At 62.5% G+C, this 19,728-nt stretch carries 16 protein-coding genes; 7 read left to right on the forward strand and 9 right to left on the reverse strand.

The window, feature by feature from the left end; all coding sequences use genetic code 11:
- Window positions 1–29 precede the first annotated feature (29 nt).
- Window positions 30–1,325: a serine--tRNA ligase gene (serS, locus tag KHO31_RS09140; RefSeq protein ID WP_201074848.1), complete on the reverse strand. Its 1,296-nt coding sequence runs from the start codon at window positions 1,323–1,325 to the stop codon at window positions 30–32.
- A gap of 136 nt (window positions 1,326–1,461) precedes the next feature.
- On the reverse strand, window positions 1,462–2,775 hold the full coding sequence (locus tag KHO31_RS09145; RefSeq protein ID WP_201074846.1) for a replication-associated recombination protein A: 1,314 nt from the start codon (window positions 2,773–2,775) through the stop codon (window positions 1,462–1,464).
- 260 nt (window positions 2,776–3,035) lie between these two features.
- Here KHO31_RS09145 and cytX point away from each other — a divergent pair, with 260 nt between their 5' ends.
- Entirely contained in the window at window positions 3,036–4,352 is a 1,317-nt protein-coding gene (gene cytX / locus KHO31_RS09150; protein ID WP_201074844.1) for a putative hydroxymethylpyrimidine transporter CytX, read from the forward strand.
- A gap of 134 nt (window positions 4,353–4,486) precedes the next feature.
- Here the strand turns inward: cytX and speB are convergent, their stop codons facing one another.
- Window positions 4,487–5,476, reverse strand: a complete 990-nt coding sequence (speB, locus tag KHO31_RS09155) for an agmatinase (RefSeq protein ID WP_211620847.1) — start codon at window positions 5,474–5,476, stop codon at window positions 4,487–4,489.
- Window positions 5,477–5,645: 169 nt separating this feature from the next.
- Between speB and KHO31_RS09160 the strand changes: the two genes are divergently transcribed.
- The gene (locus KHO31_RS09160; RefSeq protein WP_211623096.1) at window positions 5,646–6,566 is read left to right on the forward strand and encodes a LysR family transcriptional regulator; all 921 of its coding nucleotides are present in this window, start codon (window positions 5,646–5,648) and stop codon (window positions 6,564–6,566) included.
- Between the two features lie 74 nt (window positions 6,567–6,640).
- Here KHO31_RS09160 and lolA read toward each other — a convergent pair whose 3' ends face one another.
- The gene (lolA, locus tag KHO31_RS09165; RefSeq protein WP_201074838.1) at window positions 6,641–7,369 is read right to left on the reverse strand and encodes an outer membrane lipoprotein chaperone LolA; all 729 of its coding nucleotides are present in this window, start codon (window positions 7,367–7,369) and stop codon (window positions 6,641–6,643) included.
- Window positions 7,370–7,587: 218 nt separating this feature from the next.
- Window positions 7,588–9,903 carry a DNA translocase FtsK gene (locus KHO31_RS09170; RefSeq protein WP_211623098.1) on the reverse strand — a complete coding sequence of 772 codons (2,316 nt, stop codon included), beginning with the start codon at window positions 9,901–9,903 and terminating at the stop codon, window positions 7,588–7,590.
- 335 nt (window positions 9,904–10,238) lie between these two features.
- On the opposite strand from KHO31_RS09170, the gene trxB reads away from it, so the two are divergent.
- The 3 genes from trxB (at window position 10,239) to KHO31_RS09185 (ending at window position 12,877) form a co-directional block, all read left to right on the forward strand.
- Window positions 10,239–11,237, forward strand: a complete 999-nt coding sequence (trxB, locus tag KHO31_RS09175) for a thioredoxin-disulfide reductase (protein ID WP_211620850.1) — start codon at window positions 10,239–10,241, stop codon at window positions 11,235–11,237.
- A 247-nt stretch (window positions 11,238–11,484) separates the two neighbouring features.
- A complete protein-coding gene (locus KHO31_RS09180) occupies window positions 11,485–12,243 on the forward strand; it encodes a Smr/MutS family protein (RefSeq protein WP_201074834.1) in 759 nt (252 codons plus the stop codon).
- Between the two features lie 13 nt (window positions 12,244–12,256).
- A complete protein-coding gene (locus KHO31_RS09185; RefSeq protein WP_201075206.1) occupies window positions 12,257–12,877 on the forward strand; it encodes a trimeric intracellular cation channel family protein in 621 nt (206 codons plus the stop codon).
- 72 nt (window positions 12,878–12,949) lie between these two features.
- Here the strand turns inward: KHO31_RS09185 and fliD are convergent, their stop codons facing one another.
- Complete coding sequence (gene fliD / locus KHO31_RS09190; protein WP_211623100.1) at window positions 12,950–14,461, reverse strand: flagellar filament capping protein FliD; 1,512 nt, start codon at window positions 14,459–14,461, stop codon at window positions 12,950–12,952.
- 365 nt (window positions 14,462–14,826) lie between these two features.
- On the opposite strand from fliD, the gene KHO31_RS09195 reads away from it, so the two are divergent.
- Together KHO31_RS09195 and KHO31_RS09200 are read left to right on the forward strand one after the other, a co-directional pair.
- Window positions 14,827–15,486: a glutathione S-transferase family protein gene (locus KHO31_RS09195; RefSeq protein WP_211623102.1), complete on the forward strand. Its 660-nt coding sequence runs from the start codon at window positions 14,827–14,829 to the stop codon at window positions 15,484–15,486.
- A 112-nt stretch (window positions 15,487–15,598) separates the two neighbouring features.
- Window positions 15,599–16,516 carry a LysR family transcriptional regulator gene (locus KHO31_RS09200; protein WP_201084425.1) on the forward strand — a complete coding sequence of 306 codons (918 nt, stop codon included), beginning with the start codon at window positions 15,599–15,601 and terminating at the stop codon, window positions 16,514–16,516.
- A gap of 142 nt (window positions 16,517–16,658) precedes the next feature.
- Here the strand turns inward: KHO31_RS09200 and KHO31_RS09205 are convergent, their stop codons facing one another.
- The 3 genes from KHO31_RS09205 to KHO31_RS09215 all read right to left on the reverse strand — a co-directional run bounded on the left by KHO31_RS09205 (window position 16,659) and on the right by KHO31_RS09215 (window position 19,656).
- The gene (locus KHO31_RS09205) at window positions 16,659–17,774 is read right to left on the reverse strand and encodes an ABC transporter ATP-binding protein (RefSeq protein ID WP_201084424.1); all 1,116 of its coding nucleotides are present in this window, start codon (window positions 17,772–17,774) and stop codon (window positions 16,659–16,661) included.
- A gap of 93 nt (window positions 17,775–17,867) precedes the next feature.
- Window positions 17,868–18,725, reverse strand: coding sequence for a carbohydrate ABC transporter permease (locus KHO31_RS09210; protein WP_201084423.1), 858 nt, complete (start codon window positions 18,723–18,725; stop codon window positions 17,868–17,870).
- Window positions 18,715–19,656 (reverse strand): carbohydrate ABC transporter permease, encoded by a 942-nt coding sequence (locus KHO31_RS09215; RefSeq protein ID WP_201084422.1) that lies wholly within the window; start codon window positions 19,654–19,656, stop codon window positions 18,715–18,717. The genes KHO31_RS09210 and KHO31_RS09215 overlap by 11 nt, the downstream gene beginning before the upstream one ends.
- Window positions 19,657–19,728: the final 72 nt, after the last annotated feature.

A 19,728-nucleotide genomic window follows, 5' to 3' on the forward strand; every position in this document is an offset into this window, starting at 1 on the left:
TCAAAGAGACTTGGCCATCGGTAGCAGCATCAAGCCGCCGGCGCTTCCAGCCGCTCCACTCCACCGAGGTAAGGACGCAGCGCCACCGGCACCGTCACCGAACCATCCGCGTTCTGGAAATTCTCCAATACCGCCACGAGCGTACGGCCAACCGCCAGCCCCGAACCGTTCAGCGTATGCACCAGCTCCGGCTTGCCTTGCGCATTCCGGAAACGCGCCTGCATCCGGCGCGCCTGGAACGACTCCGTATTCGAGCAGCTCGAAATCTCGCGATACGTATTCTGCGCAGGCACCCACACTTCCAGGTCATACGTCTTCGCAGCCGAGAAGCCCATATCGCCCGTGCACAGCGTAATCACGCGGTACGGCAATTCAAGCTTCTGCAGAATCGCCTCGGCATGACCGACCATCTGCTCCAGCGCGTCATACGACGCTTCCGGCGCGACGATCTGCACCATTTCCACCTTGTCGAACTGATGCTGGCGGATCAGGCCACGCGTGTCGCGGCCATACGAGCCCGCTTCCGAGCGGAAGCACGGCGAATGCGCGGTCAGCTTGATCGGCAACGTGTCCGCTTCGACGATGCTGTCGCGCACCGTGTTCGTCAGCGAAATTTCCGACGTCGAAATCAGATACTGGGTAACCGTGTTCTCGTCACCGCCCTTCTCGACGCGGAACATGTCGTCGGCGAATTTCGGAAGCTGGCCCGTGCCGTACAGAATCTCCGGATTCACGATGTACGGCGTGTACACCTCGGTATAACCGTGGTGCAGCGTATGCGTGTCGATCATGAACTGCGCCAGCGCGCGATGCAGCCGCGCAATCTGGCCGCGCAGCAACGTGAAACGCGCGCCCGACAGTTTCGCGCCGGTCTCGAAATCGAGGCCGAGCGGGGTGCCGACGTCGACGTGATCCTTCACCTCGAAATCGAACTGACGCGGCGTACCCCAGCGGCGCACTTCGACATTCCCGGTTTCGTCCTTACCCATCGGCACGCTCTCGTGCGGCAGGTTCGGCACGCCGAGCAGCAGGTCGGACAAACGCTTCTGGATATCGTCCAGCTTGGCCGCCGACGCCTTCATCTCGTCGCCGATCCCGCCCACTTCGGCCATCAGCGCCGACGTATCCTCGCCCCGCCCCTTCATCCCGCCGATCTGCTTCGACAGGGTGTTGCGGCGCGCCTGCATCTCTTCGGTACGGGTCTGGGTGTCGCGGCGTTCCGCTTCGAGCGCGGTGAAAGCCGCCACGTCGAGGGTATAGCCGCGGTCGGCGAGGCGCTTGGCGACGCCGTCGAGGTCTTTGCGCAGCAGCTGAATGTCGAGCATGGGATGGGGCGGGTGTTCGTTGTATGAAGCAGGGATTTTAGCGCACCGGCGCGGGCGGCCGGTGCGTTAGATGGTCAAGGCGTGCGGAATGGCGACACGGCCTCTGAAACGGCCGCGGCAGCACAAACGAAAAGGCTCAACTCTTTTTAGGCTTGTTCTCGCTGCGCCACTGCGCATCAAGCTCGGCCAGACGCGCCATCTTGTCGCCGATCTTGCCTTCGAGACCACGCGGCGTCGGCTCGTACCAATGCGGGTCGCGCATGTTGTCCGGCAGATAGGTCTCGCCGGCCGCATAGGCATCGGGTTCGTCGTGCGCGTAGCGATATTCGTGACCGTAGCCGAGTTCCTTCATCAGCTTGGTCGGCGCGTTGCGCAGATGCACCGGCACGCCGCGCGACTGGTCCTTGCTCACGAAACGGCGCGCCTCGTTGTACGCGTTGTACCCGGCGTTCGACTTCGGCGCGACCGCCAGATAGATGATCGCCTGCGCCAGCGCCAGCTCGCCTTCGGGTGTGCCGAGGCGTTCGTAGGTTTCGGAAGCGTCGAGCGCGATGCGGGCCGCGCGCGGGTCGGCGAGGCCGATGTCTTCCCACGCCATGCGCACGATGCGCCGTGCGAGATAGCGCGGGTCCGCGCCGCCGTCGAGCATGCGGCAGAACCAGTACAGCGCGCCGTCCGGGCTGCTGCCGCGCACCGATTTATGCAGTGCGCTGATCTGGTCGTAGAATGCGTCGCCGCCTTTGTCGAAGCGGCGCAGGTTCTCGGCGAGCGCACTGCCGAGCAAGGCGCCGTCGATTTCAGTGCTCTTCTGCTGGGCCGCCGCTCGCGCGACGATTTCCAGGTTGTTCAGCAGCTTGCGGCCGTCGCCGTCGGCGGAACCGATCAGGGCGTCGCGGGCTTCGTCAGTGAACGTGAGGCCGCCGAGTTCTTTCTGCGCGCGGTCGAGCAGTTCGCGCTGCTCTTCGTCGGTGAGGCTTTTCAGCACATAGACGGCGGCTCGCGAGAGCAACGCGCTATTCACCTCGAACGACGGATTCTCGGTCGTCGCGCCGACAAACACGAACAGCCCCGACTCGACGTGCGGCAAGAACGCGTCCTGCTGGCTCTTGTTGAAGCGATGCACTTCGTCGACGAACACAAGCGTCTGATGCCCGTTCGCGCGATGAATCTGCGCGGTCTCGACGGCTTCGCGGATATCCTTCACGCCCGAGAGCACCGCCGACAACGCGATGAACTCGGCATGAAACGCGTCGGCCATGAGCCGCGCGAGCGTGGTTTTGCCGACGCCGGGCGGGCCCCAGAGGATCATCGAATGGGCTTCGCCGGATTCGAATGCGACCCGCAGCGGCTTGTTCGGGCCGAGCAGGTGCTTCTGGCCGATCACTTCGTCGATATTGCGGGGCCGCAGGCGTTCGGCGAGCGGAACATTGGCACGGGTTTCTTCAAACATGACGTTTTGGGGATAATCTCGGCTTTTCCGGACGCGGTCCGTGTGAAGGCGGCGTGCTGCCGGATGAACAAAGCCGGCACGCAGGGGTGCGGGCGGCGTCCTGCATTATGACAGTGACGGCGCTCGGGCGATGAGCGCGCCGATCAGCCCGTAATCTCGCCGACAGCCTGACAGGCTAACATCGCGCGCGGTCTGGCCGGCAACACTGGCGCCGCACTCAGACGCGAACGTACAAGCAACACCAAGAGGAACACGATTAGATGGCACAAGATCCACTCGCCGGCGACGCCGGCTCCACCTACGCACCGCTCACGCCGGTGCCCGACGCGCGCCGCGCATTCCGCACCGGCGACGCTTTCGCGCTCTGGTTCTCGCTCGGCATCGGCCTGCTGGTCGCGCAGGCGGGCGCACTGCTGGTGCCGGGGCTGTCGCTGCCGCATGCGTTGCTGGCGATCGTGATCGGCAGCGTGATCGGCGTGGTGCTGCTCGCGCTGGTCGGCATCATCGGTACGGATACGGGCCTCGCGGCGATGTCCTCGCTGCGCCCGACGCTCGGCGTGCGCGGCGCATCGGTGCCGGCGGTAATGAACGCGATCCAACTGGTCGGCTGGGGCTCGTTCGAAGTGATCGTGATGCGCGATTCCGCCGATGCGCTCGCCAAACAGGCCTTCGGTGTCTCGATGCCGCTGATCTGGACCGTGATCTTCGGCTTGCTCGCGACGCTGCTGGCGATCAGCGGCCCGCTGTCGTTCGTGCGGCGTTTTCTGCGCACGTGGGGCATCTGGCTGCTGCTGGCGGGCGCCGCGTGGCTCTCGTGGAATCTGCTGGCCAAGCATGATCTCGCCGCGCTGATGCGCCGTCCTGGCACCGGCGAGATGTCGTTCGGCGGCGCAATCGATCTGGTGGTCGCGATGCCGCTCTCGTGGCTGCCGCTGATCTCCGACTACACGCGTTTCGGCCGACGTCCAGGCGAGACCTTCCGCGGCACGCTGCTCGGCTATGGCATTGCGAACATCTGGTTTTATGCACTCGGCGCGATCTACGGTCTCGCGGCCGGCGGCGGCGATGCGCTGCTGACCGGCGCGCTGGCCCAAGCGGGCGGTGGCCTCGCCCTGCTGCTGATCCTGATCGACGAAGTGGACAACGCGTTCGCCGACATCCACTCCGCTGCGGTCTCGACCGGCACGTTCTGGACGCGCGGCAGCGTGCCGTTGTTGTCGGCGGCATTTGGCGCGTTGTGCACGGCAATCGCGTTGCTCGTGCCGATGGCGAAGTATCAGAACTTCCTGCTGCTGATCGGCTCGGTGTTCGCGCCGCTGTTCGGGGTGGTGCTCGTGGATCACTTCATCGTGCGCAAGCGTCGCATTGAAGCGGCTGTGCTCGGCGATCTGCGCGGCCGTTACGGCTTCTCGGGCGGCTGGCATCTGAGCGCGTTTATCGCGTGGGCAATCGGGATCGTCTCGTATCAGGCGATCAATCAATGGCTGCCGAATCTGGGCGCTACGTTGCCCTCGCTGGCGATCGGTGCGGTGTGCTATCTGGCGTTGGTGTCGGCTCGAAAGACTGCCTACGCGTAATCTGCGCGAGCATCATCGCAATGTAGAAAAGGCCTGCAATTCAATTGCAGGCCTTTTCTTTTCATACGTCGTGAACCTTAATCAGTTCAACCCGCAGTTCAACCCGCAGTTCAACCCGCAGTTCAACCCGCAGTTCAACGCGTCGAAGCCCGATACTCGACGCCCGGCAACACGCACAGCAATTCGAACGCGAGATTCGCGCCGAGCAGCGCGGTCGTGCCGAACGGATCGTACGGCGGCGCTACTTCAACCAGGTCGCAGCCGACGATGTTCAACCCATGCGAGCCGCGAATGATTTCCAGCGCCTGCGGCACCGTCAAACCGGCGATTTCCGGCGTGCCCGTACCCGGCGCGAACGCCGGATCGATACCGTCGATATCGAACGTGATGTACACCGGACCGTCGCCCATGCGTTCCCGCACCCGCGCCATCAAGGGCACCAGCGACTGGTTCCAGCACGCCTCGGCCTGCACGACTTCGAAGCCCTGATCGCGGCACCAGTCGAAATCCTCGGCTGCGTAACCCGTGCCACGCAAACCGATCTGCACAACGCGGTCGCAATCGAGCAAGCCCTCTTCCACCGCGCGGCGGAACGGCGTGCCATGCGCGATCTTCTCGCCCATCATCGTGTCGTTGACGTCGGCGTGCGCATCCACGTGAATCAGGCCGACCTTGCCGTGCTTGCGATGAATCGCTCGCAGAATCGGCAGCGCGATCGTGTGGTCGCCGCCAAGCGTGATCGGCTTGCAGTTGTGCTGGAGGATTTCGTCGTACGCGGCTTCAATGCGTTTGATCGAATCGTGCAGGTTGTACGGATTGATCGCGACGTCGCCGAGATCGGCCACGCGCAGCGAATCGAACGGCGCGGCGCGCGTGGCCATGTTGTAAGGGCGCAGCAGCACCGATTCGCTGCGGATCTGGCGCGGCCCGAAGCGCGCGCCCGTGCGGTTCGAGGTGCCGAGATCGAACGGCACGCCGACGAAGCAGGCGTCGAACCCTTCAGCCGAGCCGACGTTCGGCAGCCGCATCATCGTCGCAATGCCGCCGCAACGGGGCATTGCGTTTCCGGACAGCGGTTGCGGTCGTTCACCGGCATCGGGGGAAATGAAGGAAGAAGTATTCATCGTGTCTCGGCAATGAAAAGGGGACTGTAAGAAAAGAGGTGCAACCGGCCGAGGGATCAATAAAAAAACGCACCTCGCCAAGCGAATCTGGATTCTTGAGCACTTTCCCGCAAGTTAAAATACGAACAGAATAAACTTCACATTGATTCATAGCGATGTATCCTGACGTATGTTCTCCCAACTCACCGATCTCGACCTGCGGCTGATCCGCGTCTTCCTCGCCATCGTCGACGCCGGTGGCGTCTCGCCGGCCCAGGCCACGCTCAACGTCGGCCAGTCGACGATCAGCACGCAACTCGCCACGCTGGAAACGCGCCTCGGCTACCGGCTATGCGAGCGCGGCCGTGGCGGCTTCAGCCTGACCGCGCGCGGCGAGCAATTTATCGACGCAGCCCGCGCCCTGCTGTCCGCCGTCGACACCTTCGGCATGCAGGCGCGCAATGTCGGCCGCAAGCTGGTCGGCACACTCGATATCGGCATGATCGGCCATACGCCGGTGTCGGCGAGCGCGCGTATCAGCGACGCAATCAGCCGGTTTCGGGCGCGCGATCAATCGGTGCGGTTTTCGATGCTGGTGCGCTCGCCGGGCGAGCTGGAAGAGCTGCTGCTGAATGGGCGGATTCAGATCGGCATCGGCTATTTCTGGCATCGCGTGCCGTCGCTCGAATACACCGAGGTGTTCGCCGAAGATCAGTTCGCTTATTGCGCCAAGGGGCATCCGCTGTTCGCTCAGGCGGGCGAGGTGTCGCCTGCTGACGCCGCAGCTTACGAATGGGCATGGCGCAGTTATCCGCTCCCCGAAGCCGAAAGTTCAACCACGCCGCAGAACGTGACCGCCGTGGCGGACAACATGGAAGCGGTCGCGATGCTGGTGCTCTCGGGGCATCATCTCGGCTATTTGCCAGGGCATTTCGCAGCGCCCTTCGTGAAGCAAGGTCTGCTCGCGGCGGTAAATCCGGCACAGATGCGTTACCGCGTGGCGTTTCATATGGTCACGCGGGCGCGTCAGCATCGAACGGATATCGTCGAAGCGTTTATCGACGATATGAAGGCCGCGCATCCGATGCAGGTGCTGGAAGCGGATGAGTAGCGGTGGTCAGCAATTGAAAAGGCCGCGCTCGATGGCGCGGCCTGTCTGCAAATCAAACTACTACAGCAATCAACTTAGCCGTTGATCACATCCGCGCCCTTCGGCACGGTGAACTTGAACGCATCGGCCGGCAGCGGCGGGTTCTTCTGGATATTCGAGAACGTCAGCAGCGTCACGTTGCCGAACACGTCGTGCAGCTCCATCGCTTCAAGATTGCCATCCTTGAAACCGATACCCACACGCTGAAACTGCGTGTCTTTCGCCTTAGGCGTCAGTTCGAGCCAGTCGATGCCGGCCTTCACGCCCGCGTCACGCAGCGTGAAGTTCTTGTCCAGATCGTTGCTGCCGAACAGGATCGCGGCCGGGCTCGCGCCGAGCGCGCCGCCGAGACTGCGTACCGTTACCTGATTCAGATCCTTGTCATACACATAGAGCTTGTCGCCATCGGCTTGCAGCAGTTGCGAATAGGGCTTCTCGTATTGCCAGATGAACTTGCCGGGACGCGCGAACGTGAACGTGCCGCTCGACGTGCCGGTCTTGCCCGCCGTGGACAGCACGCCGCTTGCACCCTGCGCCTTGCTCGGCGCACGCACTTCCTGCTGCACAAAGGTACCGCGCGCGGAATGAACTTGCGCGACGAACGCCTTCAGTTGCTCAGTGCCGCTCGCGAATGCCTGCGACGCGACAAGCATCGACGCACCGATCGCCACGCTGCCGACGCCACGTACGATCGTGCGAGCGAGGTGGCCGAAGCGGCTGGGTTGGGCACTCTGTCGTGCGTGCTGCTGCGCGAATGGCTGCATGGTGTTTTCTCCCTTGATTGAATTTGTTGAGCGGTCACGGCGGCGGGCTTTGGGGGCTGCGGCCGCGTGACCGTGGCGGTTAGCTTGAACCGCGAAGCCGAGGGACGCGCCCTCGGCCTCGGGTAACAGCTTAAGCAAGAAGCCTTAAACAGGACTTATGCGCGGACCTCATACGCTGCGCTTTGCGGCCGGGCCGGCGAAATAGCCATATGGTTGGCCTATTCCGCTTCCCGCGCTGGCGCAAGAATCTCGCGATTGCCGTTCGACGACATCGCCGACACCACGCCGGAGTTCTCCATCTGCTCGAGCAGGCGCGCCGCGCGGTTATAGCCGATGCGCAAATGCCGCTGCACCAGCGAGATCGACGCGCGACGGTTCTTCAGCACCACGTCGACCGCCTGGTCGTATAACGGGTCTGCCTCGCCGTCGCCCGAACCGCTTCCCCCGGCGCCCGCGGAGCCTTCGTCGCCCTCACCCCTTACGCCGCCTTCGAGAATGCCCTCGATATAGTTCGGCTCGCCCTGCTCCTTGAGCTTGTCGACGACGCGATGCACTTCCTCGTCCGATACGAACGCGCCGTGCACACGCACCGGCAAACCGCTGCCCGGCGGCAGATAGAGCATGTCGCCCATGCCGAGCAGCGATTCCGCGCCCTGCTGGTCGAGAATCGTGCGCGAGTCGATCTTCGACGACACCTGGAACGCCATCCGCGTCGGCACGTTGGCCTTGATCAGGCCGGTAATCACGTCGACCGACGGACGCTGCGTCGCCAGAATCAGATGGATGCCCGCCGCGCGCGCTTTCTGCGCAATCCGCGCGATCAGCTCTTCGACCTTCTTGCCGACCACCATCATCAGATCGGCCAATTCGTCGATCACGACGACGATGTTCGGCAGGCGCGACAGCGGTTCCGGGTCGTCCGGCGTGAGGCTGAACGGATTCGGCAGCTTCTCTTCGCGCTTGGCGGCTTCGTCGATCTTGTTGTTGTAGCCGGCGAGGTTACGCACGCCGAGCTTGCTCATCAGCTTGTAGCGGCGCTCCATTTCGGCGACCGCCCAATTGAGCGCGTGCCCCGCCTGGCGCATGTCCGTGACCACCGGACACAGCAAATGCGGAATACCTTCGTAGACGCTCATTTCGAGCATCTTCGGATCGATCAGGATCATGCGGACCTGGTCGGCGCTCGCCTTGTAGAGCAGCGACAGGATCATCGCGTTGATACCCACCGACTTGCCCGAGCCGGTCGTACCGGCCACCAACAAGTGCGGCATTTTCGCGAGGTCGGCGCACACCGGCTTGCCGCCGATATCCTTGCCCAGACCCATGGTGAGCGGCGAAGCCGCATCCGCATAAACCGCTGAGCCGAGAATCTCCGAGAGACTCACGGTCTGACGGCGCTGGTTCGGCAACTCCAGCGCCATGAAATTCTTGCCCGGAATCGTTTCGACCACGCGAATCGACACCAGTGACAGCGAACGCGCCAGATCTTTCGCCAGACCCACGATCTGGCTGCCTTTCACGCCGGTGGCCGGCTCGATTTCGTAACGCGTGACAACCGGGCCCGGATAGGCGGCGACCACGCTTACTTCGACGCCGAAGTCCTTGAGCTTTTTCTCGATCAGGCGCGAGGTGAATTCGAGCGTATCGGCGGAAATGGTTTCCTGCGCGGCCGGCGCCGCGTCGAGCAGCGAGATCGGCGGCAAGGTGGAGTCGCCCGGCAGGTCCGTGAACAGCGGCACTTGCCGCTCTTTCTCGACGCGCTCCGATTTGGCGGGCGTGACGACCGGCGGCACGATCATGACCGGCTCGTGCTCCTCGATCCGCACGCGCCCCTTTTCGACCTTGCCTTCGCGCTTCACGGCGGCGGCTTCACCCAATTTACGGTCGCGGCCCGCCTCGCGGCGCAGCTTGGCGAACGTGACCGCCGAAATGATCGATTCGCCGACCTTTTCCGACACCGACAGCCACGAAAAACGGAAATACAGCGACAAACCAATGCCGAGCACGATCAGCAGGGCCAACGTACCGCCCGTGAAACCGAGCGCATGCGATACCCCGCGCGCGACAGCTTCGCCGATCACGCCGCCCGGCGCACGCGGCAGCTGCACTTTCAGCGACCACATGCGCAACGCTTCGATGCCGTCGCAGGCGAGCAACACCAGCATGAACGCGAACGCGTCCGCGAGCCAGCCGGCATCGCGCGGTGCGTCTTCCTCCGGTTCCTCATTACGCGTGATACGGCGGTAATTGGCGGAGATGTGGCGGCCGAGCAGCACGATCCACCAGTAGGCGGACAGCCCGAACAGCAGCAGCAGGATATCGGAGGTCCACGCGCCGACGCGGCCCGCCCAGTTGGCAATGTGATCGACCTGCGCGGCATGCGTCCAGCTCGGATCGTGCCGGCTGTAGCTGACGAGCGCCATGAGCAGGAACACGCCGAGCGCGACCTGCAAGATCCAGCGGATTTCGGTGAAAAGGCGCGACATGCGGTGCGGCAATGCCTGCGCGCTCGCGGAATAGGGAGCTTTTGCCATTGATCCTGTTGCTTGTGTGGCCGATTTGCTGCCAGAGTCGCGGCCCGAAGCGGCGCCTAGGGCGGCTCCGGACCCGGTCCCGGCTGCCGGGTCCATCGATGCGGTCTATTGTAAACGCAGTGCCTCACGCAAGGCTGTAAATGACGGTAACTTAGCCGAATGGCCTCACGAAAGGCTGCCGGGGCCCGCGGCGACGCTATCGCCACGATCGGAAAGCTTCATGGAGCAGGCTGGCGTGCCGCCCTTTATAATGCCGCTCTGATACCCATCTATAGTTTCAGCTCAAGTCGCGCCGCCTCGCATGAGCGAGCCGGGCGCCGTAAAAGGATTCGATCATGCCCGCAACTTCCACGAAACACGCCAAAGTTCTGATTCTCGGTTCCGGTCCCGCCGGCTACACGGCGGCGGTCTACGCGGCACGCGCCAACCTGTCGCCGGTGCTCGTCACGGGTCTGGCCCAAGGCGGCCAACTGATGACCACGACCGACGTCGAAAACTGGCCTGCGGACGCCCATGGCGTGCAAGGCCCGGAACTGATGGGGCGCTTTCTGGAGCACGCCGAGCGCTTCAACACGGAAATCATTTTCGACCACATCCATACGGCCAAGCTGGATGAGAAGCCGATCCGCCTGATCGGCGACTCGGGTGAATACACCTGCGACTCGCTGATCATCTCGACCGGCGCGTCGGCGCAGTATCTCGGCCTGCCGTCCGAAGAATTGTTCATGGGCAAAGGCGTGTCGGCTTGCGCCACCTGCGACGGCTTCTTCTACAAGCAGCAACATGTGGCCGTGATCGGCGGCGGCAATACCGCAGTCGAGGAAGCCCTCTATCTTTCCGGCATCGCCAAGAAGGTGACGGTGATCCATCGCCGCGACAAGTTCCGCGCCGAGCCGATCCTGATCGACCGCTTGCTGGCGAAGGAAAAAGAAGGCGTAGTCGAGATCAAGTGGAACAGTACGCTCGATGAAGTGACCGGCGACCAATCCGGCGTGACCGGCCTGCGCATCAAGAACACGAAAAACGGCGAAACCACGGACATCGCGCTGCAAGGCATATTCGTCGCGATCGGCCACAAGCCGAACACGGACATTTTCGAAGGCCAGCTGGAGATGAAGAACGGCTACATCATCACCAAGGGCGGTCTGAACGGTTTTGCAACGGCGACTAGCTTGCCGGGCGTGTTCGCGGCGGGCGACGTGCAAGACCACGTCTATCGTCAGGCGATCACCAGCGCGGGCACGGGCTGTATGGCCGCGCTCGACGCGCAACGCTATCTGGAAACCATCGAAGAGATTGGCGAGCACGTGATGAGCGCGGAAGCCGACCGTTAATCGTCCCGCGAATCTGCGAGAGTAAGCGTAACGGTAAAATGGCGGCTGGGCATGCCCGGCCGCTTGCTTGACAGAAGGCCGCGGCTGAGAAGCCGGCGGCCTTTTTTGCGTCGTGTTCGCGTCGTTCCGGCGCCCTTGCGTGTACGCTTGCCCCGCCAGACAGTCAGACGTTGCGATGCGCCACGGCACGTTTCGTGCGCTGCAACCGTCGTCGCGCGATCGATCTACTTTTCTGTGTATTACCGATATGCCGAAGAATCAGCCCCACCCCAGCGAACCGAAGCGCGCCCGTGCCGTTGCCAGGCCCGCGCCCGAGACAGCCGCGCCCGTCGTCAAACCGAAGATCGAGCCGGCCGCGGGTCTAGCCGGCCTCGGCGCGTTGCGCGACGCGTTAAAGGGCGATACGCAACGCCGTGAGCGCGAACGTGCGGCAGCAGTGGCAGCGCAGCGCGAAGCGTCGGCCGATGCCGATCTGTTTCGCCGCGAGATCGGCGCGGTTGCGCCGCTGGCGGTCCCGCAGCGCGCCAGCTTGCCGCGCAATCCCCCGTCGCCGCTGCCGGTGCAAACCAAACTCGACGAAGAAGCCGTGCTGCACGAGGCGATCTCCGATGAGTTCGACCCCGAGGTGCTGCTCGAAACCGACGAAACGCTCTCCTATTGCCGGCCCGGCGTGAGTCAGGAAGTCGTACGCAAACTGCGGCGTGGCGATTGGGTCGTACAGGCGCAAATCGATCTGCATGGCATGCGTCGCGAGGAAGCGCGCGAGGCGCTGGCCGAGTTCATCCGTGAATCGGTGAAACGTGGCCTGCGGTGCTTGCGCGTGATTCACGGCAAGGGCCTCGGATCGATCGGCAAAGAACCCGTACTGAAGGGCAAGGTGCGCGCGTGGCTCGTGCAGAAGTCCGAGGTGATCGCCTTCTGTCAGGCGCGTCCGCATGACGGCGGCGCGGGTGCGGTGGTCGTGCTGTTGCAGCCGGGCGCAATGCCGGCTCACCCCAATTCCTGACGGAGTCCCGGTGATCCATCCGAGGCTGACGCTGGCGCTGACCATCATGGAGGCGCTGGCTATTTTCGCGTACGCGATTTCTGGCTTTATCGAAGCGCGAACCCGGCGGCTCGACGCGGTGGGGACCTTCCTTGTAGCAATCGCCACGGCGTTCGGCGGCGGCACCTTGCGCGACGTGCTGCTCGAGCGGCGGCCTTTCTACTGGGTCGAGCATCAGGGGTATCTGATTGCGATCTTCGTCATGTCGTTGTTCGCGCCGACACTATTGAAGATGACCTCGCGCCTGCTCTCCGAGCGGGTCTTGCTGGTTGCCGATGCGATCGGGCTGGGTTTGTTCAGCATTGCCGGCACGTCAATCGCGCACGACGCGCAGATGCCGTGGTTCACCTCGGTGATGATGGGAGTGCTGACAGGGGTATTCGGCGGTGTGATTCGCGACGTGCTGTGCAACGAGGTACCGCTGATTTTGCGCGATTCGCGGCCGTATGCGACCTGCGCTTTTGTGGGGTGTTGGCTGTACGTGCTGCTGGACTACATAAACGTCGATACGATTTATAGCGTGTTGATCGCCACCGCCTTTATCCTGCTCGCGAGACTGGTGACCTTCAGGTACAACGTCCGCCTGCCTCATTAAGCCTGTTTCACCAAGCCTGCCTCGCTAAAAGCGCGCCGCCCTGAACAAGACGGCGCGCGATCTGACGCTGCCTTACTTGTTAGTCGCCAACGCCCCCGCACTCTTCGAGCCGCCAAACAGCGCCGTCAGGTACTGGGAGTTGTTGTTCATCGTCGCCATCAACGTGTTGAGCGCGGTGAACTGATTCTGGTACTGCTTCGTCAACGCCGCGCTGTAGTTGGCGAGCGTGGTCTGCTGCGTCGTGATGCTCTTCAGATCGGCATTCAGCGCAGTGTTACGGCTGTCGATGATGCCGCCCGTCTTCACGAAGTCGGTAATGCTCTTGTTCAACTTGACGCCGAGGCCGTTGGTCGAGTTGAACAATGCGGCGACCTGCGCCGGGCTGCTGGTGAGCGACGTAGCCAGCTTCTTGTTATCGATCACCAGCGTGCCGTCCGCCGGATCGCCCTTCAGCGAAATGCCGATCGACGCGAGCCCCACCGCTGAAGCCCCCGTGCCGACGCCGCCGCCGATAATCGACGCCAACGTATTCTTGATCGTCATCAGCGTCGAGTCGCCGAGCAGCGCGCCGCCGGTCTTCGACGACTTGTCGTACGAGGACAGCGAGTTGATGGTCGTGACGACGGTGTTGTAGAGATTCGCGAAATTGGTGATGGCCGTGTTCTGCGCGGTCGTATCCGACGCGATCGTCAGCGTCTGCGTGGTGCCGACGGCGGCGCTCGACAGATTCAGCGTGACGCCGGAAATCGCCGATGTGACCGCGTTCGCGGAACTGCTCGCCTCAATCCCGCCGACGGTGAATAGCGCGTCCTGAGCGGCCTCGCTTTGCCGCCAGGCCTTGTTGGTATCCGACGACACGATCGTGGACGCCGTGCCATTCGCGCCAGGTGTGGACGTCACGCCGAGACTCGACAAACCCGCGTCATTCTGCACGCCGCTGGTGGAGACGTTGATCGTGTTGGTCGAGCCAGTGGTGGTCGAGCGCAGCACCAGGTGAGCGCCGCCCGTGCCGGTCACGATCGTGGCCGTGACGCCCGGATTGTTGCCCGCTTTGTTAATCGCGTTGGCAATGCCGGTCAACGTGTTGTTGGTGCTGTCGATCGTGACGTCCATCGACTTGCCGCCGACCGCGATGCTCAACTTGCCTGTGCCCAACTGGGCGGTGGCGTCGAACGCCGCCGACGACAGGCTCTGCGATGCAGCGATTTGCGTCACGTCGATCGTGTAGCTGCCGGCGACCGCGCCGGGACCGGCCTTCGGGTCCATGCCCTTGCCGCTCGCAGTGGCCGCGAAGGTCGACAGGGTGGTTCCGTCCGAGAGGTTCTTGATCGCCGCCTGCAACGCGTTCAACGCGGAGCTCAGGGCGCCGTAGGCGGACAGGACGGTGGTATCGCTCGTCTGTTTGGCCTTCAGCGCCGCCGTCTGGCCGGCCGTCTTCGCATTCACCAGGGCCGACACCAGCGATGCGACGTCCATCGTCGAGTTACCGGTGGAACCGCTGATAATCGATTGCGCCGCCTGCTGCACCTGGCTCTGCGCGTTAGCCGTTGCGCTGTTCACGGACGTAGTGGTGATGGTTGACATGCGAAGGCTCCGTGCGTCGAGTTATTCGTTATTCATTGCGTGACGCCCCGGTGGTGTTTCTTCATGCGGCGGCAACCCGGTTACGTCGCGGTTACGTCAGTTTTCTTACAAATTTTTCAAATGTTACACTATCTTTCTTGAAAGGTTTGTGACGTTTTGTCGTAACAAATCACGGCGCATAAGCTTTTGTAGCGTCCGATCATTATCGAAAGCGGATGAACGCCATGGCGCGTTGCGCAACGCGGTCTTCCGCTAAAATTTTTTGCGGCTGTCGATTTCCGTCGCCGTCGTTCGTCGTCAGGTAAACGGCCCCCCGGCCGTCATCGCGCCACAGCGCCCCTAGCAACCGCCATAGGTGAACCACGATGACCCTGAAGCTCTATGCCCACCCCTTCTCTTCTTACTGCCAGAAGGTCCTGACCGCGCTTTACGAAAACGGCACACCGTTCGAGCTGCGCCTGCTGGCGCACGACGACGCGCAGGTCATGGCGGAATTCGCCGCGCTCTGGCCGATCAAGCGCTTTCCTGTGCTGGTCGACGGCGAACGGACCGTGACGGAGGCGAGCATCATCATCGAATATCTCGGCTTGTATCACCCGGGACCGGTGCCGCTCGTGCCGCCCGACGCCCGCGCCGCGCTGGAAGTGCGCAGCATGGATCGCTTCTTCGACAACTACATCTCCACGCCGCAGCAAAAGATTGTGTACGACAGTCTGCGCGCCGAGCCGGAGCGTGACCCGCGCGCCGTGGCCGAAGCCCGCGCCATGCTCGACACGGCCTACGGCTGGCTCGACAAGGTCATGGCCGGGCGCGAATGGGCGGCCGGCGATACGTTCAGCCTCGCCGATTGCGGCGCCGCGCCGTTCTTGTTCTATGCCGACTGGACCCATCGGATCGGCCCGGCGTTTGAGCACGTCCTCGCCTACCGGAAACGGCTGCTGGCCCGCCCGTCGTTCGCGCGCGCGGTCGACGAAGCGCGCCCGTATCGCCCGCTGTTCCCGCTCGGCGCGCCCGACCGGGATTGAAAACACGAACCCGGCACGGACTCGACATAACCACGCGAGCGCACCAACACTATTTCCAAGCGATACACTTCACTTCGAAACCCACTTCCGCCCATCACTCAAAAGGCAAAACATGGACCGTTTCGAAGCGATGGAGATATTTACGCGTGTGGTCGAAGCGAACAGCTTCACCAAAGTATCCGAATCGCTCGACCTGCCCCGCGCCAAAGTCAGCCGCACCATTCAGGCGCTGGAAGAACACGTCGGTGTGCGGCTCCTGAACCGGTCGACGCGGCAGGTTAGCGTCACCGAAGACGGCGCGCTGTTCTACGAGCGCTGCGTGCGCATCCTCGCGGAAGTCACCGATGCCGAATCGTCGCTGTCGAACAAGCGCGAGAGTCCGTCCGGCACGATTCGCGTCGATACGTCCGGCACACTCGCCCGCGCACTACTGCTTCCCGCGCTCGACGATTTCTACAGCCTGTATCCGGAGATCGACGTGCGGCTCGGCCTCGCGGATCGCAACATCGATCTGATTCAGGACGGGGTGGATTGCGTGATCCGCATGGGTACGCCGGAAGAGTCGAGTCTCGTTGCGCGGCGCATCGGCCACGCGCGCATCGTCACCTGCGCGTCGCCCGCCTATCTGGAGAAATACGGCACGCCGACCACGCTCGACGAGCTCAGCGAGCATCGCGCAGTCAACTACGTTTCCGCACGCAGCGGCAAAACCTTCCCGTTCGAGTACGAGGTGGACGGCGAGATCGTCAAGGTCACGCTCAAAAGCGTGCTCGCGGTGAACGACGGCAGCGTCTATATCGGCGCAAGCGCGCTTGGCCACGGAATCATCCAGCCGTCGCGCTACATGGTCGCCGATCTGATCGCGCAAGGCGCGCTCAAGGAAATTCTGACGAATTACACGAGCCCCGGCACGCCGCTTTCCATTCTTTACGCACATCGCCGCAATCTGAGTTCGCGCTTGCGCGCGTTCACCGAATGGGTCACCGAACTCGTGCGCAACAATCCCGACTTGCGCCTGCCCGACGCCTGACTTCGGGCCGCCTGGACACAATGGGCGGCGCTTTCCAACCGACTGCGAGCAGCCTCGATCGGATAGCAAAAAGCCCCATGCGTCTCACGACGCATGGGGCTTTCTTCACATTCAACTCGAATCACTCAGCGAATAACCCGCCTCAGGCAATCCGTTCTTCGTTGGACGGATCGAACAGCACCGCCTTCGATGCGTCGAACAACAATGTCGTCGTCGACAAGGGCTGCGGATTCGAAGCCGGGTGCACGCGGCTCACAATGCGCTTGCCGTTGACCTGCGCGAACACCAGCGTGTCCGGTCCGGTCGGCTCGATCACGTCGACATTCACGTCGATCGACTGCAGGTTCGCGTGGTCACCATGCGCACCGCGTGCGTCGGTGATCCGCTCAGGGCGCAGGCCGAGAATCACTTCGCGCCCAATGTGCGACTTCACCTTCGCAGAGTCGAACGGCAGGTTCAACACATTGCGCGTCGCACCCGTATCCAGTTCGATGCCGACGCCCGAACCCTGCTCCACCAGCTTGCCCTGGATAAAGTTCATCGGCGGCGCGCCGATAAAGCCGGCCACGAACAGATTTGCCGGCGAGTCGTAGATCTCTTGCGGCGCGCCGAACTGCTGGACGACGCCGTCTTTCATCACCGCGATGCGGTCGCCGAGCGTCATCGCTTCGATCTGATCGTGCGTCACGTAGACGATCGTCGTGCCGAGGCGTTGATGCAACAGCTTGATTTCCGAACGCATTTCGATCCGCAGCTTCGCGTCGAGGTTCGACAGCGGCTCGTCGAACAGGAACATCACCGGATCGCGCGCGAGCGCACGGCCCATGGCCACGCGCTGACGCTGGCCGCCGGAGAGCTGACCCGGCTTGCGGTCCAGCAAGTGCGTGATCTGCAGCGTGTTCGACACGCGGTCGACGATCTGCGCCTGCTCCTGCTTTGGCACCTTGCGGATACCCAGGCCGAACGAGATGTTCTCGCGCACCGTCATCGACGGATACAGCGCATACGACTGGAACACCATCGCGATATCGCGATCTTTCGGCGAGAGGTTGTTCACCGTCTTGCCGTCGATCTGGATCTCGCCCTTGGTCACGGTTTCGAGGCCGGCGATCATGTTGAGCAGCGTCGACTTCCCGCAGCCCGAGCCGCCGACGAGAATCAGGAACTGGCCGTCTTCGATGTCGATGTTGACACCCTTCAGGACCGGCACCCCGTTCGGGTAAGTCTTGTACACGTCACGGATGGAAAGGCTTGCCATGCTGTGAATCCTCTTGTCTCTGGTACTGCTGGAAAACGTCTTGTCGGATGACGGCGGCGCACTATCAAAGAAGCCCCGCCGCATGCGAATGCTTTAACCCTTGACTGCGCCCGCCGTCAGACCGCGCACGAAATAGCGGCCGGCAACGATATAGACGAGCAGCGTCGGCAGTGCGGCGATGATCGCGCCGGCCATGTCCACGTTGTATTCCTTCACGCCGGTCGAGGTGTTCACGAGGTTGTTCAGCGCCACCGTGATCGGCATCGAATCGACACCGGAGAACACAATCCCGAACAGGAAGTCATTCCAGATCTGCGTGAATTGCCAGATCAGGCACACCATGAAAATCGGCAGCGACACCGGCATCAGAATCTTCGTGAAGATCGTGAAGAAACCGGCACCGTCGATCCGCGCGGCCTTCACGAGCTCAGCCGGAATGCTCACGTAGAAGTTGCGGAAGAACATTGTGGTGAAGGCGATACCGTAGATCACGTGCACCACCACCAGACCGGTTATCGAGTTCGACAGGCCGAGCATGCCTTCGAAACGCGCCATCGGCAGCAGGATCGCCTGGAACGGAATGAAGCAGCCGACCAGGATCATCGTGAAGATCGGATCCGCACCGCGGAAACGCCAGTGCGTGAGGACATAACCGTTGAACGCGCCGATGATCGACGAGATCAGCACGGCCGGAATCACCATCCGCACCGAGTTCATGAAGAACGGTTGCATGCCGTCGCAGCGCACACCGGTACACGCACCGCTCCACGCCTTGATCCATGGGTCGATGGTCCAGTGAGTCGGCGGCGTGAGCAGGTTACCGGTACGCAGCTGGTCGATGTCCTTGAACGACGTGGACAGCATCACGTACAGCGGAAACAGGAAATACAGGGCAAACAGAATCAAGGCCGCATAAATGACGGCACGGCTGATCGTCATCTTAGGCTGCATTGCGGGTGCTCCTCGATTCCAGATACATCAGCGGCACGAGCACGGCCACAACGGTGGCGAGCATCATCATCGACGATGCCGCGCCGACGCCCAGCTGCCCGCGATTGAACGAAAACGTGTACATGAAAATAGCCGGCAGCGATGAAGACGTACCCGGACCGCCTGCCGTCAACGCGACGACCAGGTCGAAGGTCTTGATCGTGATGTGGGAAAGAATCAGCAACACGGAGAAGAACACCGGGCGCATGCTCGGAATCACGATCTTGCGGTAGATGGTGGGCAAACCAGCGCCGTCCATCTGCGCAGCCTTGAAGATTTCACCGTCGACACCGCGCAAGCCAGCGAGAAACAGCGCCATCACGAAACCGGTGGATTGCCACACCGCTGCGATCACGATGCAGAAAATCGCCTTGTCGGGGTCACCGAGCCAACTGAACGAGAAGCTCGTCCAGCCCCAGTCATGAAACACCTTCTCGAGACCGACGCTCGGCGTCATGATCCATTGCCATGCCGTACCCGTCACGATGAACGACAGCGCCATCGGGTACAGGAACACGGCGCGCAGCGCACCTTCATTGCGGATCTGCTGATCGAGCAGAATCGCGAGGAACAGACCGAGGCCGACACAGATACCAATAAACGGAATGCCGAACCAGCCGAGGTTGGCAGCCGAGGTCCAGAACACGTCGTTATCGAACAGTTCGCGATAACGATCCAGACCGACAAAATCATAACGTGGCATCAGTCGCGAATTCGACAGCGACAGAAAGCCGGTAATGGCGATGAAGCCATACACGAAGACCAGGCTGATCACGACGCTGGGTGCGAGCACCAGCTTCGGAATCCAGCGATCGGCCAGGGCCGCCATCGGCGACGTGCGGCGGGTCACGGAAGCCGTGGTTTTCCCGTTTCCGCTGATAGAAGCAGTCACTACTCGACTCCTGCTGAAACTGTACCGCCGGGGCGCTCACGTAGGGAAACCGCGAGACCGGAACGGCATAGG

The organism is Paraburkholderia domus (genome assembly GCF_905220705.1).
In the GTDB taxonomy this organism is placed as follows: Bacteria; Pseudomonadota; Gammaproteobacteria; order Burkholderiales; family Burkholderiaceae; genus Paraburkholderia; species Paraburkholderia domus.

What these genes read in the sequence shown, in the direction of transcription:
- serS (WP_201074848.1), bottom strand. Translation starts at nt 1,325, where the DNA reads ATGCTCGACATTCAGCTGCTGCGCAAAGACCTCGACGGCGTCGCCAAG.
- KHO31_RS09145 (WP_201074846.1), bottom strand. Translation starts at nt 2,775, where the DNA reads ATGTTTGAAGAAACCCGTGCCAATGTTCCGCTCGCCGAACGCCTGCGG.
- cytX (WP_201074844.1), top strand. Translation starts at nt 3,036, where the DNA reads ATGGCACAAGATCCACTCGCCGGCGACGCCGGCTCCACCTACGCACCG.
- speB (WP_211620847.1), bottom strand. Translation starts at nt 5,476, where the DNA reads ATGAATACTTCTTCCTTCATTTCCCCCGATGCCGGTGAACGACCGCAA.
- KHO31_RS09160 (WP_211623096.1), top strand. Translation starts at nt 5,646, where the DNA reads ATGTTCTCCCAACTCACCGATCTCGACCTGCGGCTGATCCGCGTCTTC.
- lolA (WP_201074838.1), bottom strand. Translation starts at nt 7,369, where the DNA reads ATGCAGCCATTCGCGCAGCAGCACGCACGACAGAGTGCCCAACCCAGC.
- KHO31_RS09170 (WP_211623098.1), bottom strand. Translation starts at nt 9,903, where the DNA reads ATGGCAAAAGCTCCCTATTCCGCGAGCGCGCAGGCATTGCCGCACCGC.
- trxB (WP_211620850.1), top strand. Translation starts at nt 10,239, where the DNA reads ATGCCCGCAACTTCCACGAAACACGCCAAAGTTCTGATTCTCGGTTCC.
- KHO31_RS09180 (WP_201074834.1), top strand. Translation starts at nt 11,485, where the DNA reads ATGCCGAAGAATCAGCCCCACCCCAGCGAACCGAAGCGCGCCCGTGCC.
- fliD (WP_211623100.1), bottom strand. Translation starts at nt 14,461, where the DNA reads ATGTCAACCATCACCACTACGTCCGTGAACAGCGCAACGGCTAACGCG.
- KHO31_RS09195 (WP_211623102.1), top strand. Translation starts at nt 14,827, where the DNA reads ATGACCCTGAAGCTCTATGCCCACCCCTTCTCTTCTTACTGCCAGAAG.
- KHO31_RS09200 (WP_201084425.1), top strand. Translation starts at nt 15,599, where the DNA reads ATGGACCGTTTCGAAGCGATGGAGATATTTACGCGTGTGGTCGAAGCG.
- KHO31_RS09205 (WP_201084424.1), bottom strand. Translation starts at nt 17,774, where the DNA reads ATGGCAAGCCTTTCCATCCGTGACGTGTACAAGACTTACCCGAACGGG.
- KHO31_RS09210 (WP_201084423.1), bottom strand. Translation starts at nt 18,725, where the DNA reads ATGCAGCCTAAGATGACGATCAGCCGTGCCGTCATTTATGCGGCCTTG.